General features: G+C 57.5%; 15 protein-coding genes. 9 read left to right on the forward strand and 6 right to left on the reverse strand.

The features are described from left to right. Together ileS and IOB61_RS14600 are read left to right on the forward strand one after the other, a co-directional pair. Positions 1-2,700, forward strand: a 2,700-nt coding sequence (ileS, locus tag IOB61_RS14595; protein ID WP_290818260.1) for an isoleucine--tRNA ligase, incomplete at its 5' end; no start/stop codon positions are given. Positions 2,701-2,758: 58 nt separating this feature from the next. Then, entirely contained in the window at positions 2,759-3,679 is a 921-nt protein-coding gene (locus IOB61_RS14600) for a DMT family transporter (protein ID WP_290818264.1), read from the forward strand. On the opposite strand, the gene IOB61_RS14605 is transcribed toward IOB61_RS14600, so the two are convergent. Beyond that, complete coding sequence (locus IOB61_RS14605; protein ID WP_290818267.1) at positions 3,676-3,834, reverse strand: DUF2256 domain-containing protein; 159 nt, start codon at positions 3,832-3,834, stop codon at positions 3,676-3,678. The genes IOB61_RS14600 and IOB61_RS14605 overlap by 4 nt on opposite strands. Further along, on the reverse strand, positions 3,821-4,213 hold the full coding sequence (locus IOB61_RS14610; RefSeq protein ID WP_290818270.1) for a thiol-disulfide oxidoreductase DCC family protein: 393 nt from the start codon (positions 4,211-4,213) through the stop codon (positions 3,821-3,823). The genes IOB61_RS14605 and IOB61_RS14610 overlap by 14 nt, the downstream gene beginning before the upstream one ends. Positions 4,214-4,354: 141 nt before the next feature. Here IOB61_RS14610 and IOB61_RS14615 point away from each other — a divergent pair, with 141 nt between their 5' ends. The 3 genes from IOB61_RS14615 to IOB61_RS14625 are packed head-to-tail and all read left to right on the forward strand — an operon-like array spanning position 4,355 to position 7,043. After that, the gene (locus IOB61_RS14615; protein ID WP_290818273.1) at positions 4,355-5,017 is read left to right on the forward strand and encodes a TetR/AcrR family transcriptional regulator; all 663 of its coding nucleotides are present in this window, start codon (positions 4,355-4,357) and stop codon (positions 5,015-5,017) included. After that, a complete protein-coding gene (locus IOB61_RS14620) occupies positions 5,014-6,051 on the forward strand; it encodes an alpha/beta hydrolase (protein WP_290818276.1) in 1,038 nt (345 codons plus the stop codon). Before IOB61_RS14615 ends, IOB61_RS14620 begins: the two co-directional genes overlap by 4 nt. Continuing rightward, positions 6,051-7,043 (forward strand): NADPH:quinone oxidoreductase family protein, encoded by a 993-nt coding sequence (locus tag IOB61_RS14625; RefSeq protein ID WP_290818279.1) that lies wholly within the window; start codon positions 6,051-6,053, stop codon positions 7,041-7,043. Before IOB61_RS14620 ends, IOB61_RS14625 begins: the two co-directional genes overlap by 1 nt. Here the strand turns inward: IOB61_RS14625 and IOB61_RS14630 are convergent. The 4 genes from IOB61_RS14630 to IOB61_RS14645 all read right to left on the reverse strand — a co-directional run bounded on the left by IOB61_RS14630 (position 7,040) and on the right by IOB61_RS14645 (position 10,562). Then, positions 7,040-7,927 (reverse strand): response regulator, encoded by an 888-nt coding sequence (locus tag IOB61_RS14630; protein ID WP_290818282.1) that lies wholly within the window; start codon positions 7,925-7,927, stop codon positions 7,040-7,042. The genes IOB61_RS14625 and IOB61_RS14630 overlap by 4 nt on opposite strands. A gap of 102 nt (positions 7,928-8,029) precedes the next feature. Then, a complete protein-coding gene (locus IOB61_RS14635; RefSeq protein ID WP_290818284.1) occupies positions 8,030-9,022 on the reverse strand; it encodes an alpha/beta fold hydrolase in 993 nt (330 codons plus the stop codon). A gap of 7 nt (positions 9,023-9,029) precedes the next feature. Continuing rightward, positions 9,030-9,440: a DUF1499 domain-containing protein gene (locus IOB61_RS14640; RefSeq protein ID WP_290818287.1), complete on the reverse strand. Its 411-nt coding sequence runs from the start codon at positions 9,438-9,440 to the stop codon at positions 9,030-9,032. A 45-nt stretch (positions 9,441-9,485) separates the two neighbouring features. Then, positions 9,486-10,562, reverse strand: a complete 1,077-nt coding sequence (locus IOB61_RS14645; protein ID WP_290818291.1) for a DUF2855 family protein — start codon at positions 10,560-10,562, stop codon at positions 9,486-9,488. A gap of 104 nt (positions 10,563-10,666) precedes the next feature. Here IOB61_RS14645 and IOB61_RS14650 point away from each other — a divergent pair, with 104 nt between their 5' ends. The 4 genes from IOB61_RS14650 to IOB61_RS14665 form a co-directional block, all read left to right on the forward strand. Next, positions 10,667-11,782, forward strand: coding sequence for a homoserine O-acetyltransferase (locus tag IOB61_RS14650; RefSeq protein WP_290818293.1), 1,116 nt, complete (start codon positions 10,667-10,669; stop codon positions 11,780-11,782). Beyond that, complete coding sequence (metW, locus tag IOB61_RS14655; RefSeq protein ID WP_290818296.1) at positions 11,782-12,414, forward strand: methionine biosynthesis protein MetW; 633 nt, start codon at positions 11,782-11,784, stop codon at positions 12,412-12,414. Before IOB61_RS14650 ends, metW begins: the two co-directional genes overlap by 1 nt. Next, positions 12,411-13,067 carry a heme ABC exporter ATP-binding protein CcmA gene (gene ccmA / locus IOB61_RS14660; protein ID WP_290818300.1) on the forward strand — a complete coding sequence of 219 codons (657 nt, stop codon included), beginning with the start codon at positions 12,411-12,413 and terminating at the stop codon, positions 13,065-13,067. Before metW ends, ccmA begins: the two co-directional genes overlap by 4 nt. Then, the coding region (locus IOB61_RS14665; RefSeq protein WP_290818303.1) for a heme exporter protein CcmB at positions 13,064-13,433 on the forward strand (370 nt) is incomplete at its 3' end. The genes ccmA and IOB61_RS14665, both read left to right, overlap by 4 nt.

The following is a 13,433-nucleotide window of genomic DNA, read 5'->3' on the forward strand; positions in this document are numbered from 1 at the left end:
GCGAACGGCAACTCTCATATTGGCCATTCGCTGAATAATAGTCTGAAGGACTTTGTCTGCCGCTCGCGCCAAGTTCTGGGCTTTGACGCCGACTTTGTGCCCGGCTGGGATTGCCATGGTCTGCCGATTGAATGGAAAGTCGAAGAAGAGTTTCGCGCCAAGGGCCGCAAGAAGGACGAAGTGCCAGCCGCTGAATTCCGCGCGGCCTGCCGCGTCTATGCGCAAAAATGGGTGGACATCCAAAGCGGTGAACGCCAGCGCATGGGCCTGATGGCCAATTTCGCCAATCCTTACCTCACGATGGATTACGAAGCTGAAGCCACGATCGCTGAGGAATTCTTGAAAGTCGTCAAAACCGGCCTCGTGTTCCGCGGCTCCAAGCCCGTGATGTGGAGCCCGGTGGAGCGCACGTCGCTGGCTGAAGCCGAAGTGGAGTATCAAGAAAAGGTCAGCCCGACCATTTGGGTGAAGTTTCCGATCCTCACGGGCCCTGCGACGGGTGCGAGCCTGATCATCTGGACCACCACACCTTGGACCATTCCGGGCAATCGCGCTGTGAGTTATTCGCCCGACATTGCCTATGGGGTCTATGAAGTTGAAGCCATGGAGGCCGACCTCGCGTTTGAACCTTGGGCAGCCCCCGGCGACCGCCTCGTTGTGGCTGATAAGCTGAAGGATGATGTGTTTGGCGCGGCCAAGATTGCTGCCGCCAAGCGCGTGGCTGACTTTGATCCCTCAACAGCCACCTGCGCCCACCCCTTGCGCGGCAAGGGCTATGACTTTGATGTACCTCTGCTTTCTGGCGACCATGTGACCGATGAAGCCGGGACAGGCTTTGTGCATACTGCCCCCAGCCACGGGACCGACGATTATCTGGTCTGGATGAAGTCTGGGCTGCCCCAAGCCGATATCCCCTTCACCGTGGATGCCGACGGCCGCTATACCAAAGAGGCACCGGGCTTTGAGGGCTTGGCGGTTCTGGAGCTTGAAGGCAAAAAGGCTGGTAAAGAAGGCCCTGCCAATGGTGCGGTCATCGCCGCCTTGATCGAAGCAGGCGGGCTGTTGGCGCGCGGCCGCCTCACCCACCAATATCCCCACTCGTGGCGTTCTAAAGCGCCTTTGATCTATCGCAACACCCCGCAATGGTTCATCGCCATGGACAAGCCCGTCGCCCATCTGGGTGGCAAGACCTTGCGCGACGTCGCGATGGCAGAGATTGCTGCGACCGATTGGGGCAATGAGGCAGGCTCTAACCGCATCACCGCCATGGTGAGTGAACGGCCAGACTGGTTGATCAGCCGCCAGCGCGCCTGGGGCGTTCCTTTGGTCATGTTCGTCCACAAAGAAACCGCGACCATCCTGCAGGATGAAGCCGTTAATGCGCGGATTTTGGCGGCAATGCGCACCGGTGGGGCAGACGCTTGGTTCACCAATGATGCGAAATTCTTCTTAGGCGATGCCTATGATCCGGCCGACTATGAGAAGGTGGAAGACATTCTCGACGTTTGGTTTGACTCCGGCTGCACCCATGCCTTTGTCACGCGCAAGCGCTATGGCGAAGATACCCAAGCTGACCTCTATCTGGAAGGCTCTGACCAGCATCGCGGCTGGTTCCAATCCTCGCTTCTCGAAAGCTGCTCGACCCGCGGCAAAGCGCCTTATAAGGCGGTGCGCACCCATGGCATGATTGTGGACGAGCAAGGCCGCAAAATGTCCAAGAGCTTGGGCAATGGGATTGAGCTGGAAGATGTGCTGCGCCAAAACGGTATGGAAATCCTGCGCCTGTTATTTGCAGCGGCCGACTACACCAATGAATTGGCTCTGGGCAAAACCATTCTAGATCAAGCAAGCGAAACCTACCGCAAACTGCGCAACACGCTGCGCTATATGCTGGCAAGCTTGAAGGATTTCAGCCCCGACAAGGCTGTCGCTTATGCCGACATGCCTGTGTTGGAAAAATGGCTCTTGGGGCGCGCCTTTGAGGTCGGCCAAGAAGTGCGCGCGGCTTGGATGGATTACGACTTCAAGCGGGCTTTGTCTGCCGTGTCAGACTTTGCCAATCTCGATGTTTCAGCCCTGTATGTCGATGTGCGCAAGGATGCGCTTTATTGCGACGAGTTAGACAGCTTGCGCCGCCGTGCCAGCCAGACGGTGCTGGACCTATTGTTTGAACGCATGCTGTTGTGGCTTGCCCCCATCCTGCCCTTCACCACCGAAGAAGCTTGGGGCACGCGTTTCCCAGAGGCCGAGTCGATTCATCTGCGTTCCCTGCAAGATGATCCAGCAGAATGGCAGGATACGGCTTTGGCCACCCGCATGGGCCATTTGCGCGACTTGCGCCGGGTTGTAACAGGGGCTTTGGAAGTTCAGCGCCGGGAAAAGACGATTGGCTCCTCGCTTGAGGCCGCCCCTGTCGTCTATGTCACCAATGATGCCATTCGCACTGCCATCGGGCAGGAAGATTTGGCCGAATTGTGCATCACCTCGGGGTTAGAGCTTCGCAATGGCGAGGGACCGGCAGAGGCTTTCCGCCTTGAAGATGTGACCGGCGTGGCCGTCGTGTTCGAACGCGCCCCCGGCATCAAATGCGCCCGCAGTTGGAAGTTCTTTGACCCGGCAACCGCTTTGCCAGGCTTCCCCGACATCACCCCCCGGGATGCGCGCGCCGTGATGGCATGGGACAAGGCCAATCCCGCCTAAGAGAAGCGTGTCAGAGTGAGGACAGGCCTTGCGCACCTGCGCGGGGCGTGGCACGCCCATGCCTGTGTCGTCACCTACCAGCCCTTCCCGCCCCGGCCTCCTTGATTGGAGCCTTTTGGCCATTTTGGTCATTTTATGGGGCTCTGCCTATGCAGGCACCCATATTGGTGTCGAGGTCTTGCCCCCCTCAGTTCTGGTGGCCTGTCGCCTATGCATCGGGGCGTTTGTTTTGGGCCTTGGCTGTATCGGCATGCGGGCGCGCTTGCCCCGTTTGGACGATTATAAGACCTGGGGCGTGCTGACCCTGATTGGGGCAACCGGCACGCTTCTGCCCTTTTTGTTGATTTCTATTGCGCAAAAGACGGTGCCCTCGGCTTTGGCGGCGATTTATATTGCTGCAGCCCCCCTGACCGTCGCCATCCTCTGCCATTTTTTGGTGCCGAGTGAGCGGTTGAACCTCAAGCGCGCGGTCGGCGTCGGGGTCGGCTTTTTAGGCGTTTGCCTGCTCTTTGCCCCTGCCCTGTCAGACCATGGAATTGGGGCGACGCCGGTTGTCTCCCAACTTCTCCTGCTGGTCGCGGCCGTCCTTTATGGCTCCACCAGCGTGATGGTGCGCATGGTCAATCCCAACTTGAACCCTGTTGCGATGAGTTGTGGCTTTGTGCTCGTCGCAGCGATCCTATCCTTGCCGCTTGCCATCCATGACTGGCCAGCTGGCGGCATACATCTTGAGGCCCGCCACATCCTCGCCATCTTGGGCCTTGGAATCCTATCAACCGGGATTGCGAACCTCGTTTATGTATTGACGATCCGCCGCGTTGGACCGGTCTTTATGTCCAATGTCGGCAATTTGGCACCATTCTGGTCTATCCTCGTTGGCGCATTGGCCTTTGGCGAGGCCCTGCCCGCAACGACCTTTGCTGCCTTGGCGATCCTATTGTTCGGGGTGTGGTTGGTACAACGCCAAGGCGCGCGCTAGCCTTTCGCGCTCATCCGGCATTTGTCGCTGCAATAAAGGACCTGATCCCAATCGCGCGCCCATTTTTTGCGCCATGAAAATGGTCTGCCGCAGGCCTTGCACGGCTTGTCAGGCAGATTGGCTTTGGCAACGACTTTACCTTTAGCGTTTTTCACGGGCCACCATGATGGTTTGTAAACGAGGGCGCACCTTTAGAAACTGACCATAGAGCCAATCGAGAAAAGGCAGAATGATCGGCAATTGCGCCAGATAGCCCAAGGGCTGAAACGGCGTGACTTGCTTCCACATGGCTGCAAAGGCCTTCGCGCCCGAGATCACGGGCCCCCCTGCTTCTTGGGCATGAAAACGGGCGAGCATATCGGCTCGATTAAGGGGGCACGTGCCATCGCCAGTTAGATCCACAAAGGCCACACGGCCAGCCTTTCGATCAAGCTTTTGGTAAAGCGCGATCTCGGCGCGACACAAGGGGCAATCACCATCAAACCAGATTGTGACACGCGGTGTTTTTTGGCGGTCGGGCGCAAGTTGGCTCATCTGCAGGGCACACCCGACAGATAACAGTCGCAGCCCGGATACGATGTTGACGCGATGTCAGCTTTTCGCCAAGCTGTTGCAACTAGGTGCATTTGGTACCCCCAAGAACAGAGATCTATCCCGGTGCAGGTGCTAAGAGCCATGAAATCCACTTCCGTATCCACACAGAAGGATAGGGCGGAGAGCCTTGAAGGCAACCAAGCAGGTAAGCGCGAGCAAACCAAGCTGGCCAATCGGGCGGCCATTCTTGAAGCCGGACGGCAGATTTTTGCCGAACTGGGCTATGAGGGTACTACGGTGCGCGACATCATTCGCCGCACCGAACTCGCCTCGGGCACTTTTTATAATTATTTCAAATCCAAGGAAGAAGTCTTCCACGCACTCCATGATGATGGCGTTGCGCGCTTTAAGCCGCTTTTGCGCGCCGCACGGGAAAGCGCGGGTCAAGACTTTCAAGCCTTTATGATCACGGCCTTTGAGGCTTACTTCAATTTTCTTATGAACGATCAATCCGTTGATCGCGAAATGGCAGCCATGCCAGAATGGACCCGCGTCCGCTTTGACACGCCAGAAAGCCTCGCCCTGTTTGACGAATTGAAGGCCGACATCATCGCCTTTGCCACCGAGTTCAAGCTAGACCATGTCGACCCTGAGCTTTTGACCGCATCGTGCGTGGGTATTGCGCAAGAAATTGGCGACCGCCTGTTACGGGGCCGGATCAAGGATATTCCGGCTGCAGCCCGTTTTGCTGCTTATTTTGTGCTGGGCGGATCTCAGCGCGTTCAAAGCGAGATGCAAGCATGAGCCTTCAAAAAACCATCGTCAATTTGCTGTTGAAACTGCCGGACCCACTTCTTGTCTCCATGGCCGGCGGCAAACCTGTCGTGCGCGATGGCCGGACTTTGGATGCGCGCTTTCAATTCATCGCCCATAGCGTCGCAAAACGCGGCGCACCGCCAGAACTGACCCCGGAATTTGCCCGGCAGGGAACCGAAATTCTAACCACACTGTTTGGCGGCCCGTTGGAATCCGGGGTGAGCTGCCAAGATCGTGAGCTTGAGCTCGAAGGCCGCACGATCAAGGCCCGCAGCTATCGCCCGTCCAACCAAAACCCACAGGCCCCCTTGTTTGTCTTTTATCATTTTGGTGGCGGTGTGGTGGGCAGTCTTGAAACCTGCCACGCCTTTTGCTCGATCCTTGCCAAAACAATTGGGTGCCCGGTCTTGTCGGTCGATTATCGCCTCGCGCCCGAACATCCTTGGCCAGCTGGCCTGAATGATGCGATCGATTCCTATCTTTGGGCGCGCGAGCATGCAGCCGAATTTGGTGCTCCAGCTGGGCTTGCTGCTGTGGGTGGCGATTCCATGGGCGGGAATTTTAGTGCGATCTTGGCCCAAGAGATGCAACGGCGCGAGTTGGCACAGCCCTTCTTGCAGCTTTTGATCTATCCTGCCACCACCATCCTTGCCACCGATGGCTCGATGCAATCCTGCGCCGATGCCTATCCGCTGACCGCGGAGATTATGGCGTGGTTTATGGCCAATTATTTGCCCGATCCTAATTTGGGCGCAGATTTGCGCGTCTCCCCCGCTTTGGCCCCAAGCCTTGCAGGACTGGCCCCGGCGATTGTCATCACTGCCGGCCACGACCCCCTGCGCGATCAGGGCAAAGCCTATGCCGAGGCTTTAGAGGCGGCCGATGTTAAGGTGCATTATCAATGCTATGACAGCCTCGCCCATGGCTTTACCGCCTACACGGGGGCCGTGCCTCATGCCGATCGGGCGTGTCGGGAAATTGCGGCAATTGCCGCGCGCGCCTATCGCGCCATGGGTGGGTGATGCGCGCCTTTGTGTGCCATGCCATTACTGATGATCTGACAGGCACAGGCCTAGCTGATCTTGCGATGCCAGAACCACGGGCAGGCGAAGTCCTGATCGCGGTTCGGGCCACCAGCGTCAATTTCCCAGACATTTTGATGTGCCAGGGCAAATATCAATTCAAGCCAGACCCACCCTTTGTGCCGGGCCTTGATTGTGCTGGCGAAATTGTCGCCCTTGGCGAGGGCGTGACGGATTGGTCCCTTGGCGATGAAGTGATTGGCGGGGCACGTATGGGTGGTTTTGCCGAATTTGTCGCCCTGCCAGCTGCCGCCATTCAGAAAAAGCCGCCCAATTTGAGTTGGGAGGAAGCAGCCGCTTTCCAGGCCGCATATCTGACCGCTTATGTCGCTTTGGTGAGGCGGGCAAATCTGCAAGCGGGTGAGACACTTTTGGTGCATGGCGCAGCCGGTGGGGTGGGGCTCGCGGCGGTTCAATTGGGCCTGCATATGGGGGCACGTGTCATCGCGACCTCAGCTTCATCGGCCAAGTTACAGGCCCTGCGTGCCTTGGGTGTGGAGCACACCGTGCTGGTGCAAGATGGGTTTCGGGAGGCGGTCAAGGCGCTTTCAGATGGACGCGGGGCCGATGTGGTGTTTGACCCCGTGGGCGGCGATGTCTTTGATGAAAGCGTGCGTTGTATGGCTTTTGATGGCCGCCTGTTGGTCATCGGCTTTACCAGTGGCCGGATTCCAACGGTGTCGGTCAATATGCCTCTGATCAAAGGCTTTTCAGTTATGGGGGTGCGGGCGGGCGAATATGGCCGCCAATTCCCAGAGCGTGGGCGCGAGAATGTGCAAGCCGTCTATGATCTGGTGGCCAGTGGCAGCTTAAAGCCGCATGTGGGGGCTGTATATGGCCTGACAGAGGTGCGGGCGGCGTTTGATCTGATGGTGTCGCGACAGCTTGTCGGGAAAGCGGTGATCGTGCCGGAATATGGGCAAGCTGGCTAAGCAACGCCGACTTTGGCGACAACCTCTTCCAAGCCGCTTACCACTTGATCGCGCATGCGGGTCTGCAGATTAGGCGTCTTAAACAAGACATCAATCGCGTTCAAATGGGTTTGGATCACATCGGGTCGTACGGTTTCGGGGCTGCTGGACCGTGTGAGATAGGTCCGCAAGAGCTGTGCTACCCGTGAAACATGGAAGTCTTGGATCTCGTCGGCGATAGAGTGCACTTCGCTGACTGCCCGCATCATTTGCGCCAGGATGTCTGTGCGGCCATCGCGCAAGGCATTGAGCAGTAAACCAATTCTAGCAACTGCGAGATTCATGATCGAACGCATGGATTCAATCATTTCTTCTTCGGTCGCAATCTCGAGCGGATCGTCAAACCGACGATAAGGCCCTTTGAAACTGGGTTCGGCCCGGCGGCGACGGCAGGGGCCGGAATAGCCTGGATCATCGATGAAGTTGCGGGGCCGCTCGATCACTTCGCGCAGGCGATCACAAACCGACTTCACCGAAACGGGCTTTAGGATGAACTCATCCACGCCAGAATTGCGGGCAAATTCGATCTGGCTTTTGCGATTATTGGCGGTGACCAAAATGATCGGGGTTACTTTCAGCGTCTGATCTTCCGACGCGCGGATACGCCGTGTCAGCTCGATCCCGTCGATATTGGGCATCATCCAATCGGTGATGAGGACATCGGGGCGGACAGAGTCAAACGCATCAAGCCCATCCTCGCCATCTACGGCGACCGACACGCTACGCACGCCTAAATTGCGCAAAATCTCGGTCAACAGCACGCGAAAAAACGGCTGATCATCGACGACAAGAATCGACAACAAAGACAAATCGAGTCGTTGTGGTGTCCTTTGTTTGACCGGCACGCGCGAATTTCCCAAAAATCTGCCCCCAAACTAGCCTATTTGGGGTTAAGATCGCCTTACCAACGGCAGCAGGTTTCTCACCCGTTACTGCGAGAAACACACCTAGGGTCGATCTGCTGATTTGCTCAAGTCTGCAACCGCGTCGCGCTTCACACGTGCAATTGCGTCGAGCACAGCTTGGCCATAAATCGGGCCGAGGATGGTTGTGTGGTTAGCCGCTTCAACATTGATCGACGATCCGCGCGTAGATAGGCGTGCCGGTCGCGCCTGCGCTTCTTTCCATGCGCTACGATCGGGGGTTACGGGGCCAGCGGTTATGGTAGCAACGGGAATGTTCTTCAAATAGGGATCCGCCGCCATTGCCACCGCTGCGCCATCAATCGTTGCCGCAATTTCAGCTGCCGAAGCGCGCATGTGTGAGGGTGCGCCAAACATGCGACGCTTCTCTTTCAGGGCAATACCACTGAGGCCGATGCGATTGGCGTAAAAGGGTGCCAAAGGCTTCACAAGGCCGAATTGGGCAAAGCCTGCACCCACCCGGGCAAGCCTTTGATAACGCTTGATCCAGACTTGCGCCTCAGGAATCGAAATCGCGCTCGGGTCGGCGGCATCAATGAGGACAAGCCCGACCACATCTTGCGGGTTTTGGCTGAGATAGGCCCGCGTCAATAGGCCTGCCATCGAATGACCAACCAGAATGTATGACCCCTTCTCGCCTGCGGCATTCAACAAGGCTTTGAGTTCACGCGCCAAAGTTGCCGGATCGCGTGGGGCTTTGGAGGGCTCTGACCAGCCCATGCCTGCCCGGTCATAGGAACAGGTCCGGCCCGTCTTGGCCACTTCGGGCTGAAGATAACCCCAGTCCGCAGCCGCCGAATAGGCCCCCGATTCAAAGATAATGGTGGGCTCGCCAGGCCGGGCCTCGCCCTCACAGACCAAACGCTGCTTGCGGCCCTCAACCTCAATGAAAACCCCGCGTGGCGGGTTCTTCCAGCCCCCAGCTGCCATGGCTAACCCCGTTCCCGTCCATGCCAGAATGCTCGCCAAGAAGACGAGGCCGATCCAGCGCAGAATTGTCAAAGCTACTTGTTTCACCGCTTGTTTAGCCCGCCGCTGGCAGTTTTTGCGCCAAAAGCGACAGCCACAGTCGAACACGCTTTTCATTCACGCCCATGTCGCGAATGCCGTATTTTGAGCGGGAGAACACACAGATAGAGGCTTTGCCTTCGCCCAAATCAACCGGCATCGCAGTTATCCAATCTGGAAAACCAACCAGCGCCGTCCGCTGCACCGCCTCGATCTGGCCCTCTTCCTCGCGAATATCCGACACACGCGACTGGCTGCGCGCGATCTCCAGCCACGCTTCGCGCACTTGGGAGACACTGGCTTGAAATACCCCCGATTGCAGATCGGGTGTTTCAGCAGCTTGAAAGCCCACCGGCAGTGCCAAGCATTGATTGGGCTTCCAGATTTTCTTAAAGCGGGCAAAGTCGAGCGGAAAATCTTTGATCATGAGGGCTTCCTTAAAGGGCCAGATTCGGCGCGCAGGTTGGGTCGATTAGAGGGTTATGACAAGGCCTTCTTTGGCGGAAACTTCATTATCTAGAAGCCGCTTCCAAGCCGATTGGGCCGCGTCAAAGCCTTGTGCCTCTACCACATCGAGCCAAGCCCGCGATTCATGGGCAAAGCGGTCAAAGGCAGCATCAACCGCGCGATTAAACTCTGCCCCACCCCAAGCTGCGCTGAGGCGGGCCATATGAGCCGGGGCAAAGAAGAATTGCGGTTTGGGACCCGGCAAAGCGGCCGGGGCCGCGGAACGCTCGGCGTCCCAATGCGCGCCGCCTACAATGATGGATTGCTGTAGGAGATCACCCAATTTGGTGTGCACGCCAGCGGTCACCGCAGGATCGCCCGCAAAGTCCACATAGACGGACGCCTCAGACGGCAAATCAGCCAATTGGTCATAGGTCACAACCAAATCATAATAGCCCGTCGCTTCGACAAAGGCCTTGGATCGGGCAGAGGTGAGACCAATCAGCTTCACCCCACCGCGCCGCTTCAAGCACGCATTCATCGACAAAGCGGTTTTACTAGAAGCACTGGAAGAAATCACATAGGCGCTGCCCCAATGCCGCTCATCGGCAATCCAGTCATCGAGCAAAAAGCCTGTCATAAACAAGGGCTTTAAAAGGGCTACCCGGCCTTCGGTCTCGCCATCTTGGGGCTGGACGACGCTATAATGATTATAGGCAGCTGCCATTTCCTGCCGATGCGCCGCCCCATCGCGGAAGCCCGCAGCACTGACTTTGACGGGCTGAACCTTCAGCGTGTTGGCTATGGGGAAATAGCCATAAACACGGGTGCCCACCGCCACCCCTTCAGCTTTAGACGCAATCACATCGGCAAAGCCCCAAACCGGCACGCGGCCGAAACCGGCGCTGCTGGCTGGAAAGAAGTTCCAATATTTCATGCCATCGCCAAACATCGCATAGGTCACATTATTGGCCGTCAAGGAGAAACGCGAAATGGCAAGAATGGCTTCGCCTTCGGCCAAATCGTCTTGGCTTTGTGCCGCCAGCTGCATGTCGCGAAACGATTGACGACCCATTTCCAGCACGAATTGATTGACGCTCATGGACGTAACTCCCTAAAATCTTTGTTTGGGCACCTTGCACTGACTGGATCAAAAGTGCGAGGCCCCTCGACCATTCCTTAAAGTCCGTCTATCGGCTTGTCATCATGACTTCCGCTTTGCAAATTCTTCGTTTGGACATTGGCCTGCCTTTAGACAGCGGCGCGATCTTGTCGCCCTTGGAAATCGGCTATGAGACCTGGGGTGAACTCAACGCCACCAAATCCAACGCTGTGCTCATTTGTCATGCTTTGACAGGCGACCAATTTGTGGCTGGACCCAATCCGGTGACGGGTCAGCCCGCTTGGTGGGCGAATTTGGTAGGGCCAGGCCAAATCATCGACACCAATCGTTATTTCGTCATCTGCTCCAATGTTTTAGGCGGCTGTATGGGAACCTCGGGTCCAGCCTCCATCGGGCCAGACGGCCAGCCCTATGGCTTGTCCTTTCCTGTCATCACCATTGCCGACATGGTGCGCGCACAAGCGGCCCTGATCGACCATTTGGGGATAGACCGCCTGTTTGCCGTTATTGGCGGCTCAATGGGTGGCATGCAGGTATTGGAATGGATTGCAAGCCGCCCCGACCGCGTGGGCGCTGCCATGCCGATTGCCTCTGCCGCGCGTCACTCTGCCCAGAATATCGCCTTCCATGAAGTCGGTCGACAAGCCGTGATGGCAGACCCTGATTGGCAAGGCGGGGCCTATCAGATCAAGGGCACCAAGCCCGTCAAAGGCCTGTCAGTGGCACGCATGGCCGCGCACATCACCTATTTGTCGGATGCAGCCCTACACCGCAAATTTGGCCGCAGGCTGCAAGACCGCAATGAAGTCGCCTTTGGCTTTGACGCCGATTTCCAAATTGAGAGCTATTTGCGCTATCAAGGAAGCCGCTTTGTTGACCGCTTTGATGCCAATTCCTATCTCTATATCACGCGAGCCATGGATTATTTCGACTTGGCAGCAGGCTTTAATGGACGCTTGAGCGATGCCTTCACAGCCTTCAAAGGTCGGGCCTGTGTCGTGTCCTTCTCATCGGACTGGCACTATCCCCCAGCCGATAGCCGTCACATCACCCGCGCGATGATCGGGGCAGGCGTAGAGGTTTCCGCCTTTGAGGTGGAGACCGATAAGGGCCATGACGCCTTCTTGCTGGACGAGCCGCAATTCCACGAAGCCATGGCGGGCTTTTTAGCTGCCAGCGCCGCAGATCAGGGCTTGTGATGATGAAGACCGTCTCAACCCGCGCCGATCACGAAATCATTCTCAATGCCGTGCCCCAAGGGGCGCGCGTGCTGGATGTTGGCTGTGGCGACGGCGTCTTGCTGCAACGCTTGAAGCATGAGCGCAACGCCATTGTGCGCGGCATGGAGTTAAGCCAAGCGGGTGTGAATGCTTGTGTGGCCAAGGGCCTTTCGGTTGTTCAAGGCGACGCAGACCTTGACCTTGCGCTTTATCCCGATGATTCTTTTGATATTGTTGTGCTCTCGCGCACCATTCAAGCCACGCGCAAGCCCGAAATGGTCCTAAAGCAAATGCATCGGATTGGGGCAAAGGCCGTCGTCTCACTGCCCAATTTCGGCTTTTGGCAAGTACGCCTATCGCTCCTATTGCGAGGTCGGATGCCCGTTACAGAAGGCCTGCCCGATTCCTGGCATGAGACCGAGAACCTGCATTTGTGCACCCTGCTGGATTTTGACGATCTGGCAAAGCAATCGGGCTTTGATCTGGAATCGGTGACCAGAATTGCCGCGGGAAGAGCCAGTGCCCCCTCTCGCGCCACGTCAAACCTGCTGAACTGGCTCTCAGAAGAAGCGGTATTTGTTTTAAAGCGCGCTGGGATGTCTGCCCGGTGACGGCCCCTGCCCGTTCCCAGCATGAGGTGGGCCTGCAGATCAGAGGGCTTGCCCTCCAGCGCGGCTTTCGCCGTTTGGTGACGGACTTTGATCTGACCTGCGCGCCAGGCGATATCATCGCCCTACAAGGCCCAAACGGAAGTGGCAAGACCACTCTTTTGCGCGCAATTGCAGGCTTTCATACCCCTGCCGCGGGTCGCATCACTTTGTCGCACACCCAAGGCGCAGAGGTTGAAGAGCCGGGGGAAGTTCTGTCTTTTCTGGGCCATCAAGACCCGATCAAGGCGGGTGAAAAGCTGATCGACCAGCTTCGCTTTTGGGCCGATCTGTGCGGGGCCAGTCGCGACCATGTGACCGAAACCTTGGCCCGCGTCGGCCTTACCAAACAAGCCGATTTGCAAGGTGGGGTGCTATCAGCAGGCCAGCGTAAGCGCGCTGCCCTTGCCCGCCTGCTTTTGGAAGATCGCGCCATTTGGCTGTTGGACGAGCCTGCCTCCCCCTTGGATCAGGAAGGTCGGGCCTTACTGGGTGCCTTGCTCGATCAGCATGCCAAGCAAGGCGGGATCATTCTGGCTGCCGTGCACGACCCGCTGCCGACTGTCACCGCGCGCCTTCTCACGCTTGGCACACTGGAAACTGGGGTGGCCGCATGAGTTTGGCACGCGCCTGTTTGGCGATACTCACCCGTGAAGTCCGGCTCGGCTGGGGTGCTGGGGGCGGTGCCCTTCTGTCGGCCAGTTTCTTTGCAGGCTCAGTCATGGTGGCCCCTTTTGCTTTAGGCCCCGCGCCCGACACTTTGGGCAAAATCGGCCCGGGCTATTTGTGGCTAGCCCTGACCTTGGCCAGTCTGGTTAGTCTTGAGCGATTGTTTCAAGCCGATCTGGAGGACGGCACGCTCGACCAAATGCTCTTAAGCCCTGTGCCGCATAGTTTGCAGGTTTTGAGTAAGATTTTGGGCCAATGGTTGGCCACGGCTGTGCCCTTATTGGCCGTCAGCCCGATCGCCGCCCTTCTGGTCC

Source organism: Aquidulcibacter sp. (assembly GCF_020253525.1).
Taxonomy (GTDB): Bacteria; Pseudomonadota; Alphaproteobacteria; order Caulobacterales; family Aquidulcibacteraceae; genus Aquidulcibacter.